The 19,024-nt window shown below is 38.7% G+C and carries 14 protein-coding genes; 12 read left to right on the forward strand and 2 right to left on the reverse strand.

Annotated features, from left to right (window positions below; genetic code table 11):
* Window position 1 precedes the first annotated feature (1 nt).
* The 5 genes from LQ201_RS21765 (at window position 2) to LQ201_RS21785 (ending at window position 9,305) form a co-directional block, all read left to right on the forward strand.
* Window positions 2-4,093: a DUF5977 domain-containing protein gene (locus LQ201_RS21765; protein WP_230145779.1), complete on the forward strand. Its 4,092-nt coding sequence runs from the start codon at window positions 2-4 to the stop codon at window positions 4,091-4,093.
* Window positions 4,094-4,158: 65 nt separating this feature from the next.
* Window positions 4,159-7,731 (forward strand): DUF6443 domain-containing protein, encoded by a 3,573-nt coding sequence (locus tag LQ201_RS21770; protein WP_230145781.1) that lies wholly within the window; start codon window positions 4,159-4,161, stop codon window positions 7,729-7,731.
* Between the two features lie 3 nt (window positions 7,732-7,734).
* Window positions 7,735-8,151, forward strand: a complete 417-nt coding sequence (locus tag LQ201_RS21775) for an energy transducer TonB (RefSeq protein WP_230145782.1) — start codon at window positions 7,735-7,737, stop codon at window positions 8,149-8,151.
* 288 nt (window positions 8,152-8,439) lie between these two features.
* Entirely contained in the window at window positions 8,440-8,820 is a 381-nt protein-coding gene (locus tag LQ201_RS21780; RefSeq protein ID WP_230145784.1) for an energy transducer TonB, read from the forward strand.
* A 167-nt stretch (window positions 8,821-8,987) separates the two neighbouring features.
* Entirely contained in the window at window positions 8,988-9,305 is a 318-nt protein-coding gene (locus tag LQ201_RS21785; RefSeq protein ID WP_230146692.1) for an energy transducer TonB, read from the forward strand.
* A gap of 231 nt (window positions 9,306-9,536) precedes the next feature.
* Here LQ201_RS21785 and LQ201_RS21790 read toward each other — a convergent pair whose 3' ends face one another.
* Window positions 9,537-9,950: a VOC family protein gene (locus LQ201_RS21790; RefSeq protein WP_215125234.1), complete on the reverse strand. Its 414-nt coding sequence runs from the start codon at window positions 9,948-9,950 to the stop codon at window positions 9,537-9,539.
* A gap of 295 nt (window positions 9,951-10,245) precedes the next feature.
* Here LQ201_RS21790 and LQ201_RS21795 point away from each other — a divergent pair, with 295 nt between their 5' ends.
* Window positions 10,246-11,763 (forward strand): alpha-L-fucosidase, encoded by a 1,518-nt coding sequence (locus LQ201_RS21795; RefSeq protein ID WP_230145787.1) that lies wholly within the window; start codon window positions 10,246-10,248, stop codon window positions 11,761-11,763.
* Window positions 11,764-11,792: 29 nt separating this feature from the next.
* Window positions 11,793-12,131: an L-rhamnose mutarotase gene (locus LQ201_RS21800; RefSeq protein WP_230145788.1), complete on the forward strand. Its 339-nt coding sequence runs from the start codon at window positions 11,793-11,795 to the stop codon at window positions 12,129-12,131.
* A gap of 197 nt (window positions 12,132-12,328) precedes the next feature.
* Here the strand turns inward: LQ201_RS21800 and LQ201_RS21805 are convergent, their stop codons facing one another.
* On the reverse strand, window positions 12,329-12,943 hold the full coding sequence (locus LQ201_RS21805; protein ID WP_230145789.1) for a hypothetical protein: 615 nt from the start codon (window positions 12,941-12,943) through the stop codon (window positions 12,329-12,331).
* Window positions 12,944-13,152: 209 nt separating this feature from the next.
* On the opposite strand from LQ201_RS21805, the gene LQ201_RS21810 reads away from it, so the two are divergent.
* From LQ201_RS21810 to LQ201_RS21830, 5 genes are all read left to right on the forward strand, one after another.
* Window positions 13,153-13,971, forward strand: coding sequence for an SDR family NAD(P)-dependent oxidoreductase (locus LQ201_RS21810; RefSeq protein WP_230145790.1), 819 nt, complete (start codon window positions 13,153-13,155; stop codon window positions 13,969-13,971).
* 75 nt (window positions 13,972-14,046) lie between these two features.
* Entirely contained in the window at window positions 14,047-14,937 is an 891-nt protein-coding gene (locus LQ201_RS21815) for an AraC family transcriptional regulator (RefSeq protein ID WP_230145791.1), read from the forward strand.
* Window positions 14,938-15,329: 392 nt separating this feature from the next.
* Entirely contained in the window at window positions 15,330-16,391 is a 1,062-nt protein-coding gene (locus LQ201_RS21820) for a sensor histidine kinase (RefSeq protein ID WP_230145792.1), read from the forward strand.
* The gene (locus LQ201_RS21825) at window positions 16,388-17,080 is read left to right on the forward strand and encodes a LytTR family DNA-binding domain-containing protein (protein ID WP_230145793.1); all 693 of its coding nucleotides are present in this window, start codon (window positions 16,388-16,390) and stop codon (window positions 17,078-17,080) included. Before LQ201_RS21820 ends, LQ201_RS21825 begins: the two co-directional genes overlap by 4 nt.
* Window positions 17,081-17,097: 17 nt before the next feature.
* Complete coding sequence (locus LQ201_RS21830; protein ID WP_230145794.1) at window positions 17,098-18,855, forward strand: CocE/NonD family hydrolase; 1,758 nt, start codon at window positions 17,098-17,100, stop codon at window positions 18,853-18,855.
* The last annotated feature ends 169 nt before the right edge of the window (window positions 18,856-19,024 follow it).

A 19,024-nucleotide genomic window follows, 5' to 3' on the forward strand; every position in this document is an offset into this window, starting at 1 on the left:
TATGAAAAAACTACTTTTCCTGCTGCTTTTCTCTTTTTTGCTCGTTAAGGCACGAGCACAGAGTATCATTGAGAATATGAACAATTACTCGCCTCCATCTCCTGAAGCTGCAAGTCTTTTACCAAAAAATGGCTTATATGCACTAGGATACTATAATGGTAGGTTAAGTTATTCCGCATCGTTATTGGAAGTAGGTATGAAGGGAATTAATTTCAATCTTGGATTGAGATATAGTACTGCCGGTTTCAAAGTTCAGGATGTATCCGGATCCGTTGGTCTTGGCTGGGGCCAAAACTTTGGAGGTGTAATTACGAGATATGTGGAAGGCCTACCAGATGAGGAAGGAAATGGATATTGTGGGCCAAACCATATAGGCACTAAAAATTCAGGTACTCTGGATGATGATTATTTTAATAAGATCACCAATGCCGAATGGGATTCACAGCCAGATAAATTTTATTTTTCTTTCATGGGTATTTCTGGAAGTATGAGATTGGATCCTTATGGAAAAGCTATCCTTGAAACTACTGATAATGGCATTAAAATTGAATATAATCCTTTTAACAGTACAAATGGGCGAATGAATGGTGGTGCAGAAGAATGGATCGTAAGTGACCAGAATGGAAACCGCTATTTCTTTGGCGGGAGCAACACGGAAACAACTTCAAGTACCTCACACGGAGAAGCGAAAACAACAACTAAAACTTTTATTTCAAGCTGGTACATAAGCAAGATTATTACTGTAAATAATCAGGTAATACTTTTTAATTATATTACAGGCGCCGCAACAAACAGTACCTATTACGTTAACTTCAAGCGGACAAACGAACTTAGTGGGCCTTGTTCCTACAATGGTCCTGCTGAAAATTTCTGGAATGAAAATGTGGATGTCAATATCGCAACCCCCTTATACCTAAGTGAGATAAAGACCCTTGATAATAAAACTGTGGTATCGCTTAATTATGGACACAATAGGGAAGATTTAACAAATGGAAAAGCATTAACGGAAGTTACTTTGAAATACAACGATCAGCTAAAGAAAAAAATAGCGCTTGATTATAGCTATTTCATTTCTACAGATGGCAGTGGGACTAAGCGTTTAAAACTTGATAAGATCAGGGAAATCGGCAAATCGGGTGGAGAGAACACAATGTTTCATTTTGTTTATAATGAAACAACCATACTTCCTGCAAGAAATTCCATCAAGACAGATTATTGGGGCTATTATAATAAAAATTATGGGACATCAAATATAGAAGGGCATGAAAATGGTTTTAAAGGTTCAGATTATGAGAATACAATGGCCTGCGTATTAACCAAGGTAAATAACAAAACTGGTGGGACGCTATATTTCGAATATGAACTAAATGACTATTATAAAAATGGTGCTAACCAACCTGGAGGTGGTTTAAGGGTGAAGAAAAAGTATGAAAGAACAAGTGATAACCAACAGTTGCCAGATTTACTTAATGAAGAATACAATTATAAAAATCCCGGTAGTACCAATTCAAGTGGCCAGCAATTTGTGAGCCAGAATAACAGGGAGCTTGTTACAGAAATGGCGACAATCTTTAGCTTTGGCGGAGCATTTTGGGTTTGCGTATTCAAAAATCATTATACCTATTCGGAACCTTTGATTTCACTTTTCGATGTCAACGAAACAGCAGTAGGATATTCTTATGTGAGTATTAAAAGACAGAATGGAACTACGATATATAATTTTTCTAATTATTCTGATAACCCTGATATTTATGATCAAAGGAAATACGAAACTGCGATTGATCAAGAAAATTCCAATAGTAACTTTAATTTTAACATACGTCCTCAATTCCCCGCAACCTCTTTTTCTTTCGCGAGAGGAAAGATCAAAAATGAACAGCTGATAGACCCCCTTGGAGTCAAGATTAAAGAAGTTGTTTACAATTATAGTCTTACTGCTGCTACAGATCCGATTATAGGAATAAAAGCTTTTGCTCAAGGGTTTATCAACAGCGAAAAGATATATAATTTCGGGAAATATATTTATGCAAACCGGGATTATAAACTTATCGGGAAAACAGAAAAAAGTTTTGTCAATGGGGTTGAACGTTCCAGTATCTCCGAGTCATTTACTTATACATCCTTTGCAAAAAATCTATTGCTTTCAAAAACTGTTACTGATGTAGCGGGAAATACAATCTTGGAAACTTTTTCATATCCCTTTGACCAGATGGCAAATCCGGTTTTCTCAGATATGGTTTCTAAAAACCGCATTTTAGAGCCTATCGGCCATGAAAAATATATGAATGGAGTCCTGAAAGGGAGAGAATCAAAAGAATTTGCTTTTTGGCCATCTGGGATAACAGCTCCGTCCCTCAATAAACAAGCTTTTGGTTCAGCACCACTAGCTACAAAAATAATCTTTAACAGTTATGATGATAAAGGGAACTTGTTAGAGAGTGAGATGCCTCATGGTGTAAAAGAATCATATATATGGGGATATGATAAAGAGTTTTTGGTTGCAAAGATCATTAATTCTGGTTATGCTCAAGCGCTGCAGTGGGTAAATTTGAACCAGATTGATCAAGCTTATAATTATACTGATGTACAAAATCAAAATGAGCTTAATAAATTAAGGTTAAATCTGCCAGAAGCTCAGGTATCCACCATTGTATATGATCCTTTAATTGGCATGACTGCTCAGGTTGATGCTAAAGGGCTCGCAATAAGTTATGAATATGATGAATTCAATAGATTAATGAATGTAAAAGATCGTGAGGGAAATATCAAAAAGAATTTTTCCTATCATTATCATCCCCCTTATGTTTATAACGATGCACAGTTTGGTTCTTTTACAAAACAGGGTTGTCCGATAAATTACATTGCTGAAAATGTACCTTTTATGGTTCAGGCAAATACCGTGTTTTCTATAAATTCAAAACAGGAGGCCAATGCATTAGCTCTTGCAGAACTGAATTTAAAAGGTCAGGAGAATGCCAATCTGATAGGCCGTTGTCGTCCACCTAGCGATATGGTGAATTATTCCTATTCATCAATGAAGCATGAAATCTGCAATTTTATGAGCAGCCCCATAGCGATCCAATTCATACAGGGATATGTAAGGCAAATGCTCATTAATGATCCTATATATGATACAAGGATATATGGTGATGAATATTTGACTTTTCCCGTACCTACAGGCTACTATGTGGTTCAGGGAAGCACCAACATTCCGGTTACTTATCAGTTTGTAGAGGACGGATATGTGAAATTTACCAATACCTGCGGTCAGGAAGATCCCTTACAATTTAGTTTTTCACCTGCCGGAAGTCCTGTTACAGACTGTGGGTCAGGATTGATCCACCGTTACGCTTACGTCAGCGATCCTTATCAGTTACTTTATGTGGGCGCTACTCTTTCTTTGCCTTTTAGCCTCATTGAAGATGGATATTACCTAAAGGATGGAATGAAGTATACTGTTGTTTCTGGTATTATCACAGCGGAAGAATCATGTGCCGTCGTAGTAACGCCTAATTATAATTCTGCCAATATGACCCGACAAGATCAGAGTATTGTAGGTATATGCCAGTCAGATAACTATAATCTTTATTATTATAGCGATGCTACGGTTGTGGTTGGGACAACACTTTATAAAACACCCATGCTTAATATAAAAGCAAGCTCAGGCTATTATTATGATGGTAATAAAATTTACATTATAGTCAGTCAAGGTGTTGTTTATGGAATCCAGAGCTGCCAGGAGGTAGCGAATGGTATTTTCCTTTATCACCCGCCCTTTGAGCCTGACCTAGAGCCCGCCACAGAGATGTTCACCGCAGCATATTCATCTGATAGGACTTCTATGTGTGATCCTTTCCTGGCTAAATTTTCAGTCGACCTATATTCAACAGGTGGGAGCTTTAATGCGCCCCAGGTGATAGGTTCTCCAATTGCTGTGTATTATACAGATAATAACCAGTCTGCTTTAGCGCCTGACGGTTACTATACATTACATGAGCAAGATCCGATGCATACGGGTGAAAAATTTTATTATCTAAAAAATGGAAAGGTTTTATTTTCAAACTGGTGTGAGCTTCCGGATCCTCCGCATTAATGAGATGGCTTAAACGTTCTCCAATCTAAATTTAACACAACTATTTTACCATTATAAAATTAACGATGATGAAATGTGCCTCGATATTTAAGAAGTTTTTATGTTTAATAGTATTGCTGTTTCCATATGTGGCTTTTTCTCAAAAGAATGTACCCAGCTACAACGGTGAATCAGAAATTAGTGCGCCTGTTAGTGTAACTTTATCCAATGGCTTTCATGCCCCTTTGGGAAGCACTTTGAGAGTGTTCACAACTGGTTTAAGCTATGTGAATTGTGTTCCTCTGAGTGCTTCGGTAAGCAATAATCAGAATTACATCTTAACCCGTACGTTTAAAAAACCAGGTGTAACCAACAGTAACTTAAATAGTAACCGTTTGATATGCGATGAAAACCAAACCATTCAGTACATTGATGGCCTGGGTCGTGTAATCCAGTCTGTTAGTGTACAAGGGAGCCCTAATTTGTCAGATCTGATCCAACCATTTAGTTATGATGCGATGGGAAGGACAAATATCAGTTACCAGATGTATACTGCCGGTGGTATAAATGGAAGCTATAGAAGTGACGCCCTTACGGATGGTGCGGGGCTTAAAAATTATTATATTAATCCTCCAACGGGGGTCAAAAACTCGGCTGCTCCATTTTCCGTTAGTGTTTTCGAACAGAATCCCCTTGGACGTACAGTTGAGGTTGGTGCTCAGGGAGTTGACTGGCAGCCTATTCCAAATAGTTCTTCAGGACATACATACAAAAATGAATACGGTTTTAATACAGATCAGGAGGTAAGAAAATGGACAACAACGAGTCTTTTAAATAGCGCCTCATCGATTGGTTTTTATCCCGCAGGAGCCCTATCAAAAAAAATAAGTAAGGATGAGAACTGGGTTTCAGGAAATAAAGGAGTTATTGAAGAATTTTCCGATTTTGAAGGACAGATTGTTTTAAGGCGTGTTTGGGAATCTGATACAGAAAGCCTTTCTACCTATTATGTTTACGATGAGCTTGGAAAATTGAGGTATGTACTTCCACCAGCTGTAAATGAAAACGGCCTCCTGGAAACAGCGAATACTTATTCATTTAACGAGAATGATGATGTTTTCCAAAACTATATTTATGCAAGCCACTACGATGATCAAAATCGCTTGGTTGAAAAAGCGATTCCGGGAAAGGGTTGGGAGCATATGGTTTATAACAAAAAAGACCAGCTGGTACTTTCGCAAGATGAAAAACAGCGTAGCCTGGCTGAATGGACATATTTTAAATATGATGTTTTTGGTAGGGAAGTTGTTTCTGGTATACTAAGTAGTTCTCAGCTCAGGGTAGCTATGCAAAACACGGTGAATAACCAGTCTGTGCTTTGGGAATCCAGAATTAACTCCGATCAGGGGTATAGTAATAATGCCTATCCACAGAACACCGCAAATTATCTTTCCATTAAATATTATGATGACTACAGTTTTCCAGGAAATATTTATGGCGGAGCAACCGATGGCCAGGCAGATGGTGTATTTATAAAAACCTTACTTACCGCACAGAAGCTTTCTATTATTGGGTCTACGTCAATGCTATTGAGTGTGAATTATTATGATTTAGATGGTAGGGTGGTTCAGATCAAAAAGCAAAATCAAATCGGAGATGATATTGTTGATAAAAACTGGAATTTTAACAACGAACTTATAGAAACATTAAGAACCCATAATGGTCATGGAGTGCAAACAAAGATTAAGACTAAAACTGAGTTTGATCATATGGGGAGGGTACTTGCAACGAAAAAGAGCATCAATGGTCAGGATGAATTATTCTTGAATAAAATGGAATATAACGATATCGGACAACTATTAAGAAAAAAACTGCACAGTGTTGACGGTACCACTTTCGTACAGCAAATAGATTATGCATACAATGAGAGAGGCTGGATTACTGGTATTAATGATCCAACACAGCTAGATCCTTCAAGGGTTTTTGGAATGGCCATTACCTATGCCGCTAATGCTGATACTTATAATGGAAATATTGCATCTTTAACTTGGAGAACACAGGTGCCGCCGGGATATTCTTTAAATGATGGTATACAAGGTTTTAATTATCAATATGATAAGTTAAACCGATTAACAAAAGGAAGCTACGTGTCTACAGGGAAAAATGATTTTTTCAATGAGGAAATCGGCTATGATGTTATGGGTAATATTGTAACGTTGAGGCGTAACGGAAATTCTGCCAGCTCGTATATAAACGATATGGTTTTTAATTATAGAGCCAATGGGCAGCCCGGAAATCGGTTATGGGGAGTAGTTGATAATGGAACTGCAGCCCAGGGTAGCAATTATAACTATGATGTAAATGGTAATCAAACCCTTAATTCACGTATTGGTGTTACAGATATTGCTTATAATTATTTAAATTTACCACAAGCGATAACCCGGGGGGCAACTGGTGAAGTTTTAACTATGATGTATGATGCCGAAGGGAAAAGGCTAAGAAAAAGCTTAGGAAGTCAGATTACTGATTACGTTGATGGAATACAGTATAATGGTAATAATATCGATTTTATTATGACAGAAGAAGGAAGAGCAATTCCAGGTACTCCATATATTTATCAATATTTCTTGAAGGATCACCTTGGAAATACCAGATCAACGGTGGGACAGGATGGCAGTATTCTTCAGGTTCAGGACTATTATCCATTTGGGCTTAATATGAATGCGAACAATACCGTTACGCCAAGCCCTGTTAATCAGTTTAAATTTAATGGGAAAGAAGAACTTTCTGAATTTGGTGCAGGGCAGTTGGATTTTAGTTCCAGATATTATGATCCATTAATTGGTAGGTTTTCTGGAATCGATAGACTCGCAAGTAGCTATACTTATAAAAGTCCTTATGATTATGCAGAAAATAGGCCGGTTAACGGTATAGACCTAGATGGGTTGGAATGGTTAGCAACTGTCGACAAGCAAGGAAACTCTTACATTAAGGTTAATACAAATTTTTCTTTCGATGAATCTGGGCTTTTGCCTGATGGTCTCACTACGAAAGATTATCAGAGTGCTATGAATAGTGCCTTTGACTTGATGTTTCAGACTTCTACAAAAGGTAAAGTGCATGGACTTATGAGTTTTGAGGGCGGGAATGAAAAAGCACTAGGAGTTTTTGTGCCTCTCTTAAGCATTTATGCAGAAAAGCTTGATCCTAATGAAAAAACGAGCATATATGGATTGCAAGGGCCTGGGGTAGCTAATGTAAACTTATATAATAAAAATGGTACAATAAAGACACCTACTCAGCTAGCGTGGGATGTGGTCCATGAAATCCTTCACACCTTAAGACTTGATCATCCATTTGAAAATACACAGACTGCTGATACCAAACTAAACATTGCTTCTGGCAAAAACAATTACTCAAGCACCCCCGAAACAGATCCAAGGATAGATTACAATATAATGAACTATCCAATGCTTTCAATTGACGGGAAACGACTAGGTGATCTATGGAAAGATATTAAAACCTTAGAACTCACTCCCCAGCAGATTGAGTTTATCTATAGGGAAATTGGGCTTCAACAACAGGGAATGGGTACGATCCGCGCTGATTATGAGCAGTATTGGAATAATTTCCCTGGAACTCCAGTAATTAAAAAATAGGTCATGAAGAATTATATCATATTATTCTTTCTTTTTGGTTGTTCTTCATTTCAGGAACGTGGAAAGATCCAGTCAGGCGCTTGTCAGTCGTATTACGATAAAAAACTTAAAATAAAGATTTTCCATAATGTGGATGAACGAGCAGAATTTCCAGAAGGATTTGGCAAAGAGTATCTTTTTTTTGCAAAAAGAATGAAATATCCAGATCAAGATAATTTTCAAGGATCAATAAAGGGAAGTTTTATAGTCGACAAGGATGGAGCTATAATTTCTCCCAGGATTGAAGGAAAGAAAGAAGAAGATTATACGCCTTTGGATCTTGAATTTATTAGAGTTTCTCTGCTGATGCCCAAGTGGAGGCCAGCGAAATGTAATGGGAAAAATGTAGCAACAAGGGTAATAGCTCCAATCCGTTTTTGATGAATTAGATGGACACTTAAAGATAAGAGATATAATTATTCCTAATAAATGAATTACTCCTAAACGGCCATCATTATTAACAGATGGAATTTTAGGATAGATATTTAAGGACTTAATTCAGGCGGAGTAGTTATTTAAAGCTGGTAAATACAATTGTAATACCCCATTGTTTATAATTTGTATCGGTAAGAGGTCTTAAGCCACTCTAGCTAATGGATACTTTTGAGTATGACATAATTTCTATCATCGTTAAAATCTAATAAAGTAAAGTTGTTTAGAGTACACTGTATGAAATATTTTTTGTTGATTTTAATCTTTAGCTGTTCCTCTGCGTTCGACAGGTCCACTGGACTTCAGGTATACAAAGATAGTGATGAATTACCAGAATTTCCGGGAGGAGGAAGAGAACAGCACCGTTTTTTTTATAAACTGATGAGTTATCCACAGGAACAAGCAGGAGAGAATTTTGAAGGAGTTATTAGGGGAAGTTTTATAATTACCAAAAGTGGCTCCTCTACAGGCTATAGAATTGAGGACAGATCAGAAAAGGATTATACCTCTTTAGACAAAGAATTTATCAGGGTTGCACGATTGATGCCTAAATGGAAGCCAGGAAGATGTAATGGTAAGAAAGTTGCTGTTCGAGTATTCTACACCATAAATTTTTAACTGCTATAACATACTTTATAGTTAATTGATCAAGAAAAGGGCTTTACTTTATCATGAAATATTTAATTCTGATTTTATGTTTTTTAAGCTTGAACGTGAAGAAGGATAAAAATGTCGAAACTTTTTTTCAGTGTCAGAGTTATTATGATCATTCCCTAAAACGTAATGTGTTCACAAGTGTCGATGAAATGCCCCGTTGTCCAGGGGGTATGCGTAAGCTTTCCTCATTTTTTGATAAGGTTAAATATGAGGGAAGTTATAACAACAGCGGTTGGCAACATAAAGTAGACCTCACTTTCGTAATCGATGAAAAAGGTTGTATAATAAATGCAGGTATAGATAATAAGAAAACAGAAGAATATTCGAAGTTAGATTTGGAGTACATTTGCGCTGCGAAAAAAATGCCTAAATGGAAACCAGCCAAGTGTAATGGGAAAGTAGTACCCTTTAAATTCAGTACTACTTTTAGTATAACTCCACAATAGGATAGAGTATTTATAATCCTTAATTTAAAGAGGGTATAAAAAGAACTATTCGTACTGATCTAACTCGTCTTAGCATCTTGCTAAGATCATATTCCCATATTCTTTCATAAAAGCAAAATAACCCTACTACGGATCAATATCAGGTTAACCACATTCAAGTAAATCCCAAACAAAAAAGGGCAAACAAAGAAAATCCGTTGTTGCCCTTTTTTATCAATAACTTTCTCCTAACTACCCTTGGTGCTCAGGCATGCCATTTGGATCCATCCATACATATTCCCAATGGTGGCCATCAAGATCATCAAAACTATGTTGGTACATAAAACCATAATCGGTAGCCGGATTCGGTATTGTGGCACCAGCAGCTACTGCTTTATCTACCATTTCGTTTACGGCATCTTTACTATCGGCCGATATGGCAATAGAAGTTTCTATTGCTTTGTGGGCATCGATGATTTCTTTTTGGGTAAAAGTTTGGAAAAAGGTTCTGGTCAGCAGCATTACATAAATGGTATCGCTGATGATCATGCAGGTTGCTTTCTCGTCGGTAAACTGCGGGTTAAAAGTATAACCAAGTTTGGTGAAAAACTCCACCGACTTGTTAAGGTCGCTAACGGATAGGTTCACAAAAATTTGAGTTGCCATATTGTTTTCTGATTTTGTATATTCAAAAGTATAACAAAACCAGGTAGGTATTAATGTGCAAAAACGACAAGTTAAGGGGTTAAACGCGACTTGCACGAAATATAAAATCGTCATCTAACTGAAGTGTCAACGGAATGCCTGGGCTGAGTTTATAATCTACGTTCAGTAAGAAAAAGGTGTTCTGTGATGCTTTTTCGATCATGCCTAAATGTCGGATTTTTACAACAAATAGTCTATTTATTCCAAGAATTGAGCGGATGAGTTACCTATTTTTGATAAAACCAAATATAAGGAAATGAAAAAATTAGTATTAGTTGGCCTTATGGCTTGTTCCCTGGGCTTAAACCTCAAGGCCCAACAAAAAACGGATAAGATAGAACAAGGGATTTTTAAACCTACTGATGAATCCTTAAAACAGTATAAATATCCAGATTGGTTCAGAGATGCCAAGTTTGGAATCTGGTCGCATTGGGGCCCTCAGGCAGTTCCCAGACAGGGTGATTGGTATGCCAAGAATATGTATGTTCAGGGCAGTGCGCAGAATAAGTACCACGTGGCAACTTATGGTACGCCATCTAAATTTGGATACAAAGATATTATCGCTTTATGGAAAGCAGAGAAATGGAACCCTGAGCAGTTGATGGCCTTATATAAAAAGGCCGGTGCCAAATATTTTGTAACCATGGGCTCGCATCATGATAATTTCTTCCTATGGAACTCCAAAATCCATAAATGGAATTCGGTAAATATGGGGCCACACAAAGATGTAGTGGGTTTATGGCAAAAAGCGGCTAAAAAAGAAGGACTCCGTTTTGGCGTTTCCGAGCACCTTGCTGCTAGTTTTAACTGGTTTCAGCCAAGTCATGGTGCAGACAAAACAGGGCAATTTGCAGGAATTGCCTACGATGGGCATGATCCGAAATATGCTGATCTTTATCATCTACCTGCAGATTCGGCTGATATGAAAGAGTGGCTGACCAATAATCCGGGCTGGCATAAACAATGGTTGGAAAATGTTAACGAACTAGTCGATAATTATCACCCCGACCTACTTTATTCGGATAGTAAACTTCCTTTTAAAGATATAGGGCGTACAATGGTTGCGCACTATTACAATCAGGATATGGCCAAAAATAAAGGCAAACTAGAGGCAGTATATACGCCAAAAGAGCCATCTGAAGGTAAATGGGCACAAGATGTAGAACGCGGAGTATTAGATTCGATCAGCCCGTTTCCGTGGCAAACCGATACTTCAATAGGAGATTGGTATTATAGAACCGGGCAAAAATATAAAAGTGCGAATGAAATCGCCCAGCTTTTGATCGACATTGTAAGTAAAAACGGAAATCTTTTGATCAATGTTGTACAGACTCCAGAGGGAGACCTGGAACCGGATGTTGTTAAAATTGTTACGGAAATTGGCGACTGGACCAAATTGAATGGAGAAGGTATTTATGCATCGAGACCATGGAAAGTATATGGAGAAGGCCCATCTACCATTAAATCAAACCAGAAAAAGGGCCACTTTGGTGGCTTAACCGACTCAGGTGAATATCAATCTACGGATATCAGGTATACCACAAAGGAGGGTAATCTTTTTGCTTTCTGTTTGAATGTGCCAAATGAAAGCATCAGGATGACCTTACTTGGGCGCAAATCGAAATACCTGGAGAAGCCCATCACTTCGGTTACGCTACTGGGCGGTAAGGGTAAATTAAAGTGGGTGCAGGAAGATGATGCCCTTGTAATTAGCAAACCCGCAGATTATCCGGCCTGGTCGGTAACAGGTTTCAAAATAGAATTCAAAAAATAAGGAGAGCCGCTCACATTTTAAAGTGAAAAATGAAAAGATATTGTTTAGCACTGGATCTCGTTGATGATCCAAAACTCATAGCGGAGTATGAAGCTTATCACCTTAACGGTTGGCCTGAAATTAAGCAGAGTATTATCGAGTCGGGGGTTTTGGAAATGGAAATATACCGCATTTCGAACCGTTTGTTCATGATTATGGAAACGGAGGATGATTTCAGTTTTGAAAAAAAAACAGCTATGGATATTGCTAACCCTAAGGTGAAAGAGTGGGAAGAACTGATGTGGAAATATCAGCAGGCATTACCCTTGGCAAAGCCTGGAGAAAAGTGGCTACTGATGAAAAATATATTTAAGTTAAACGAATTGTGATATGAAAAAACCGAACGGGAACATGCACACCGGATATATTTGATCTCCAGCTGGCCTCGCAATTTTGGACTGAAATGCAGCACCGTGGGTTAATCGAAACGGAATCATTTAATTACAGTATCTAAGTAATAAACCTTAGGTTTTACTTAAAAGCAAAAGGAGAATGCTCTTAGAACATTCTCCTTTTGTATTTTCTGTTAATCAATGAATTGTATCTGTTGTACCAGGTAGGCCTTTCCAAATTTCTGCGGATCGTGTACCACTGTTGCTTTAATGGCTTTCCATTTTGGCCGTTGTCCTTTTTGCCAGTTTGCACGGATTTCCTGTGCATTTAGCCAGATTTCTTCAAGTTCGTTCTGTACGGTACTGTTTTCATAAGTGAGCTGCAACTTATCTGGAACCATATAATAATTATTTCCTGTTTTGCTTAGTCTTATTACTGGTCCGCCAGGTACATATGAAGTAATCAGCTGAACAGGAAATGATTCAGTTCCTTTGTATTGCGCTTTGCTAATTATCTTTTCGAAAATAAAGTAGTATTCAGGTCCGTCTTGAAGAGGCTCTTTATCGCGGTTGAATCTGGCTTTAACACGGTAAGAATAACCAGGTTCTCTTTGATCAAAACCCCATAACGAAGCACCAGCATCAACATTGCCTGGCAGCTTTAAAAGCACATCATTATCTGCAGCATAACGAGGACTTACCAGCAGTTCAACTTCCTGCCCATTTTTTAAGTTCAGCGGACCATATCTTTCTGATTTTTTACAAGAAACAAGTGCAAAGGCAACAAAAAGAAAAAGTAGGTTTTTCATAGGTGAGTGGTTTTTAGATTAATGGTTCTTCATAAAACGTAAAAACACCCCTAAGCGCTACAACAGATTGATAATCTTTCGGGTTATTGTTAAATATTCAAACTGATAATCTAGCTAAACCTTAAAATGTGCTAATAGTCCCGTGTTTTGTATAAATCGGTCTTAGTGTGCTACAATACCTTTGTTATCAATATTTAACAAAGAAAAAAATGTCGAAAATAATTTTAATTACCGGTGCTTCACGTGGCTTTGGTAAAATCTGGGCAAAGGCCCTTTTAGAGCGTGGCGATAAAGTAGCGGCAACCGCAAGAAATATAGCAGATTTAAATGATTTGGTAGAAGCTTATGGCGATGCCGTGTTGCCGCTTCAATTGGATGTAAACGATAGAGATGCCTGTTTTGCTGTAGTTGAAAAAGTTAAGCAGCATTTTGGCCGCGTTGATGTATTGATCAATAATGCAGGATTTGGTTTGTTTGGCGCCATAGAAGAAACGACCGAACAACAGGCCCGCGCACAAATGGAAACCAATTTTTTTGGTCTGCTGTGGGTAACACAAGCAATTGTTCCGGTAATGCGCGAACAAAAAGCCGGACACATTATCCAGGTTTCTAGCTTCCTGGGCTTGGTGAGTTTGCCCGTGCTGGGTTTATACAATGCCTCAAAATATGCGGTTAACGGCTTAAGTGAAACCTTGGCTACGGAAGTAAAAGGTTTTGGCATTAATGTAAGTTTAATCGAACCTAATGGTTTTTCTACCGATTGGTCGGGTGCTTCAGCTTTCCAAACAGCACCGCTAGAAGCATATGCTCCAGTTAAAAAAGCATTTTTTGATGCTTCAACACCCGATGGTTGGGGCAAACCAGAAGCGACAGTACCCGCTGTATTGGCATTGATCGACAGTCCTAAACCTCCTTTACACTTCTTGTTGGGCAAAGTGGCTCTACCAGTTGTTAAACAGGTTTATGCAGAACGTTTAGCTGAATTTGACGAATGGGCTGAGGTAGCGGCCAATGCACACGGTCATTAATAAATCATTTAAAACCTTTAACTACAAGCTGTACGGGGTAATTGTGTAGCTTGTAGTTAATTATTATTCAAAGGGATGAAACACTATAAAAATTTAGCCGAATTACACAGAGAAAATGCATTTCCACCGCCCGAGAACCCATTGTTTAGCATTTACAAGTGTGACAATAGGTGTACCATCGGCGACCGGGAATTTACGAGCGATTTCTATATGATCGGTTTTAAAAAAATTATTGCAGGACAAATCCTTTATGGCCGTACAAAATACGACCACGAAAGTGGTTCGATGATGTTCTTTAAGCCCAATCAGGTAATAGAAATAAAAAACCTGGAGATGGAAGAAGATGGTTTTTTGATTTTTATTCATGAAGATTTTTTAAATGGACATATGTTGCATGATACCATCAAAAAATACCACTACTTCGATTACGAAACCAACGAAGCCCTGCATCTCTCGCCCAGCGAAGAAAGCACAGTATGGGAGCTGTATCATAAAATTGAAACCGAATACCGAAACAACCAGGATGAATATAGTCGTGAATTGATTTTGGCTAATGTAGATACTTTGCTTAAGTACAGTCAACGTTTTTACAAAAGGCAATTTCTTAACCGTACAGAAATTTCGGGCAAAACAGTAACCCGGTTTAATGAAGAAATAAATAAATACGTTGCTAATGGATTATTGGCTACTAAAGGTTTGCCATCAGTGCATGATATGGCAGCGCGTTTAAACATTTCGGCAGGTTATTTAACAGATGTTTTAAAACAGGAAAGTGGAAAAACAGCTTTAGAACATATCCATATTTACCTGATATCTGAAGCAAAAAACCGTTTGATCGGTGAAAACAGGTCGGTTTCGGAGATTGCTTATGCATTGGGGTTTGAGAACCTTTCTTATTTCTCGCGTTTATTTAAAAAAGAGGTTGGTATTAGCCCTAATACGTTTAAAAAGCAGTTGCTGAATTGACGTTTTCGATGTTTTAACCACAGAATACACAACGACCACAAAGTTAGGCATAGGCTTCTGTTGGTGAGGATTTGCAATCCGTTTTTTAGCTATTTATTTGTCCCGCAGATTTAGAAGATTAACGCAGAGGGCACCAAGGCATGTTTTGTTTCTTTGGCGCAATAGACTCCGGACCTCTGACTCCCAACTAGCCTCATCTCCATTCTATATTTTCTTTCCTATAACCACTAAGGCACAGGGCGTACAAAGGCATATTTGTTTCTTTGCACGATAGACTCTGGACTCTAGACTCATGACTAAAAGAACCACTCATCCCCGAAAACCCTACGCTCCTGTACTTTATCTTTTTTCTTAAAATTAGTTTTCGTTGCTTTGTTTGGAACAGAAAATTTTTGGAAAAGAAACCCTACATATCGCTTTATTGGAAATGTCAGCTAATTGGCTGGTCTGTGGCCGCTTTGTATTGGGCATGTCAAGGTTGGTCTGCAGCTGGTAATTTCAGATTCGATATGGCTGTTGTACAGTTTGTTTCGGATGTGATCATGTACATTTTGATTACCCATTTGTACCGTAATTTTGCAAATAAAAACCATTGGCATGACCTGGCGCTTCAGAAACTGATCTGGCGGATGTTGATCGTTATTTCAGTAATGGGTGTTTTTTATGCCATAATTACGGTTAGTAAGTTGTACCTGGTGAGATTACTGTTTCTAAGCCACCCACACCAGTCGTTTGCTGGTTTTTTTAGTTTAAATGCAGTAGGTATTTTTGTTGCTGGTATCCGCTTAATGGCCATATGGCTTTTAGCCTACCACCTTTACCACTACGCAAAACGGGAAATGCGGTTATCAGTAGAAAATGCCAGATTGGAGCTTAGCTTTAAACAGTCGCAACTGGATAATCTTTCTGCTCAGTTAAATCCCCATTTTTTGTTCAATGCACTCAATAACATAAAATCTTTGGTATATACCCGGCCCGATGCAGCGGGTAGGGCAATCGATCTGCTAAGCGAACTGTTGCGCAGTGGATTGTATAAAGGCAGCGCCATGCTGATCAGGTTAAATGAAGAAATAGACCTGGTGAGAGATTACCTGGAGTTAGAAGGTTTCAGGATGGAAGAAAGATTACAATACGATTTGGATATCGATATTTCGCTCTCTGCGCTGATGGTGCCACGCTTATGCATTCAAACATTGGTAGAAAATGCGGTAAAACATGGAGTTGCACTAGAAAAGCAGGGTGGGAAGATTGAGGTAATAATTAACGAAAAGAATGGATTGGTAAGCATCCGTGTTTTAAACCCTGGCAAGTTGGAACCAAATAAAACGGTGGCAGGCATAGGACTGCAGAACCTGAAAGAACGGCTCGATCTCAGTTACCAGCACCATGCATCTTTCAGCCTGTATGAAATGGAGCAAAAGGTTTGCGCCGAAATTAAAATCCCAATCAGATGAGCAACATTAGAACACTGATTATTGACGATGAACGTGGCGCAAGGCAGGAAGTGATAAGGATGTTAAAAAGCTATCCGCAGGTTACGGTATTGGGTGAGGCTGCTAATGCCGATGAAGCCGAGCAACTTGTCGGGCTTTTAAAGCCCGACCTGATTTTTTTGGATATACAGATGCCTGGCCGTTCGGGTTTCGACCTGTTGGAGAATTTGGTACATGTGCCGCAGGTGATTTTTGTAACGGCATTCGACAGTTACGCGGTGCAGGCTTTTGAAGTAAGTGCTATGGACTACCTGATGAAGCCCATACGGGAGGAACGCTTTAAAAGTGCAATGGATAAAGCCATAGAAAAGATCGGTGCGAATGATGGAGCAGCTGTTTTTATAAAGGATAGGAGCAAACACCACCTCATTAAATGGAAAGATGTGCATCTGATCGAGTCGGTAGAGAATTACGCCCGCCTCTTTTTCGGGCAAGAGCAGGTATTGCTCAAAACCTCCTTAAACAAACTCGAAGAAAACCCTGATTGTGAAAGATTTTTTAGAGCCGGCAGAAGTATATTATTTAACCTCGACTACATCAGTTCGGTAAAAAAAGATGATGAGGGGATGTTTGTAGAACTTAAAACGGGAAATTTAATCAGAATATCAGAACGGCAGGCTGTTAAATTACGGAGCCTCATTAAAACATAAATTGTAATTTTTTGATCATGAAAATAAACCTAGTAAAACTGGGTATGGCTGCGCTATGCCTCGTAATGGGCATTGAAACCTTTGCACAGCGAAAACTAACCTTGCCAGATACCACTAATTATATCATCAACGATAGCGTGATGATTAAAACAAAATACGGCATTACTTTATCTGCTGTAGTGGTGAGGAAAAAAGGTATGCCGCAGAAATTACCTGCCGCACTCTTTTATTTTATCTATTCCAACACCAATAGAAGTTTGATGGAGGCCAAATACGCTGCCGATCATGGTTATGTAGGCATTGTTGCTGATGCCAGAGGGAAACGGCTCAGTCCCGATAGGCCCGAACCTTATGAGCATGAAGCACAGGATGTGAACGCGGTTATCGATTGGATCACCAATCAATCATGGAGTGATGGCAGGGTTGGCATGTATGGAGGAAGTTATTCTGGTTTTGCACAATGGGCCGCCACCAAGCACCTGCATCCGGCGCTTAAAACCATTGTACCTTATGTAGCTGCAATTCCAGGGCTTGGCTTACCCATGGAAAATAATGTTTTTTTAGCAGCCAATTATCAATGGGCATTTTACATCACCAATAACAAATACACGGATGATGCTGTGAATAACGATAATGCCCGTTGGCACAGGATGCGGAATAACTGGTGGGAAAGTGGGGCTGCTTACAATAAGATCGACAGCATTGACGGTACACCAAATCCATTGTTACAGAAGTGGCTTAGTCACCCCGATTACGATGCCTACTGGCAGTCGATGGTGCCTTATGGTAAAGATTTTAAACACATTAATATTCCAGTACTTAGTATTACCGGCTATTATGATGATGGACAGGTTTCGGCATTGGAATACCTCCGCGAACATTATAAGTATAATCCCTCGGCCGAACATTATTTAATTATAGGCCCTTATGATCATTTTGGATCGCAGATAGGTGGAGTAGCCAAGCTGAGGGACTATAAGGTAGATTCAGTAGCACTAATCAATACCCGTGAAATAACTTTCCAATGGCTTGATTATATTCTTAAAGGCGGAAAGAAACCTATACTGTTAAAAGATAAGATCAATTATGAGGTAATGGGCGCAAATAAGTGGAAACATGCTGCTTCATTGGTAAAAATGGAAGATCACCGTATCCGATTTTATTTAGATAGTATAAACGGAACGATGCTGTTATCGCAGCAAAAGCCAGCTGAACAAGTTTTTATGCATCAGCAGGTCGATCTGGCAGACAGAACCACATTCTATAATGATTATTACCCTGATCCGATCATCAAAAAAGAGATCGACAGATCCAATGGACTGTTTTTTATCACGGAGCCATTTAGTCAAGCCATTTCAGTATCAGGTGCACTAGAGGGACAGCTTAAAGCCATCATAAACAAAAAGGATATGGATGTAGGCCTGGTTCTTTATGAAGTTACGCCCTCAGGCGAATATTTTCAGCTTTCTTATTATTTAGGAAGAGCCAGTTACGCATACGATATGAGTAAAAGAAACTTGCTTAAACCTGGGAAATTAGAATCCATACCTTTTTATAGATCGAGAGTATTCAGTAAGCAGCTGCAAAAAGGGAGCAGATTGCTTTTAGTGCTCAACATTGATAAAAATCCTTTTGCACAGATCAATTATGGAACCGGTAAGGATGTGAGTAAAGAAACGGTAAAAGATGCAGGTACTCCACTCAAAATTAAATGGTCTACACGGAGTTTTATTGAGCTTGGTTTTTCGGTAGATGCAAAAAGTTTGTTTAAATAATGTAGCGGGTCTGGATTTGCAATCCAGACCCAAGTACTATGGATTTGCAATCTGTTTTTTAGTTATTTATTTGTCCGGCAGATGTAGAAGATGAGCGAAGAATTAATTCCATCATCCAACTTACATTTTCCATCCTCTAACCACCAAGGCACGAAGCGCACAAAGACAT

The sequence above is a fragment of the Pedobacter sp. Bi126 genome (assembly GCF_918698245.1).
Lineage (GTDB): Bacteria > Bacteroidota > Bacteroidia > Sphingobacteriales > Sphingobacteriaceae > Pedobacter.

Excerpts from the sequence above, each read along its gene's own strand:
- LQ201_RS21780 (WP_230145784.1), top strand. The coding sequence starts at position 8,440 with ATGAAATATTTTTTGTTGATTTTAATCTTTAGCTGTTCCTCTGCGTTC.
- LQ201_RS21765 (WP_230145779.1), top strand. The coding sequence starts at position 2 with ATGAAAAAACTACTTTTCCTGCTGCTTTTCTCTTTTTTGCTCGTTAAG.
- LQ201_RS21810 (WP_230145790.1), top strand. The coding sequence starts at position 13,153 with ATGTCGAAAATAATTTTAATTACCGGTGCTTCACGTGGCTTTGGTAAA.
- LQ201_RS21805 (WP_230145789.1), bottom strand. The coding sequence starts at position 12,943 with ATGAAAAACCTACTTTTTCTTTTTGTTGCCTTTGCACTTGTTTCTTGT.
- LQ201_RS21790 (WP_215125234.1), bottom strand. The coding sequence starts at position 9,950 with ATGGCAACTCAAATTTTTGTGAACCTATCCGTTAGCGACCTTAACAAG.
- LQ201_RS21800 (WP_230145788.1), top strand. The coding sequence starts at position 11,793 with ATGAAAAGATATTGTTTAGCACTGGATCTCGTTGATGATCCAAAACTC.
- LQ201_RS21795 (WP_230145787.1), top strand. The coding sequence starts at position 10,246 with ATGAAAAAATTAGTATTAGTTGGCCTTATGGCTTGTTCCCTGGGCTTA.
- LQ201_RS21815 (WP_230145791.1), top strand. The coding sequence starts at position 14,047 with ATGAAACACTATAAAAATTTAGCCGAATTACACAGAGAAAATGCATTT.
- LQ201_RS21770 (WP_230145781.1), top strand. The coding sequence starts at position 4,159 with ATGATGAAATGTGCCTCGATATTTAAGAAGTTTTTATGTTTAATAGTA.
- LQ201_RS21830 (WP_230145794.1), top strand. The coding sequence starts at position 17,098 with ATGAAAATAAACCTAGTAAAACTGGGTATGGCTGCGCTATGCCTCGTA.
- LQ201_RS21825 (WP_230145793.1), top strand. The coding sequence starts at position 16,388 with ATGAGCAACATTAGAACACTGATTATTGACGATGAACGTGGCGCAAGG.
- LQ201_RS21775 (WP_230145782.1), top strand. The coding sequence starts at position 7,735 with ATGAAGAATTATATCATATTATTCTTTCTTTTTGGTTGTTCTTCATTT.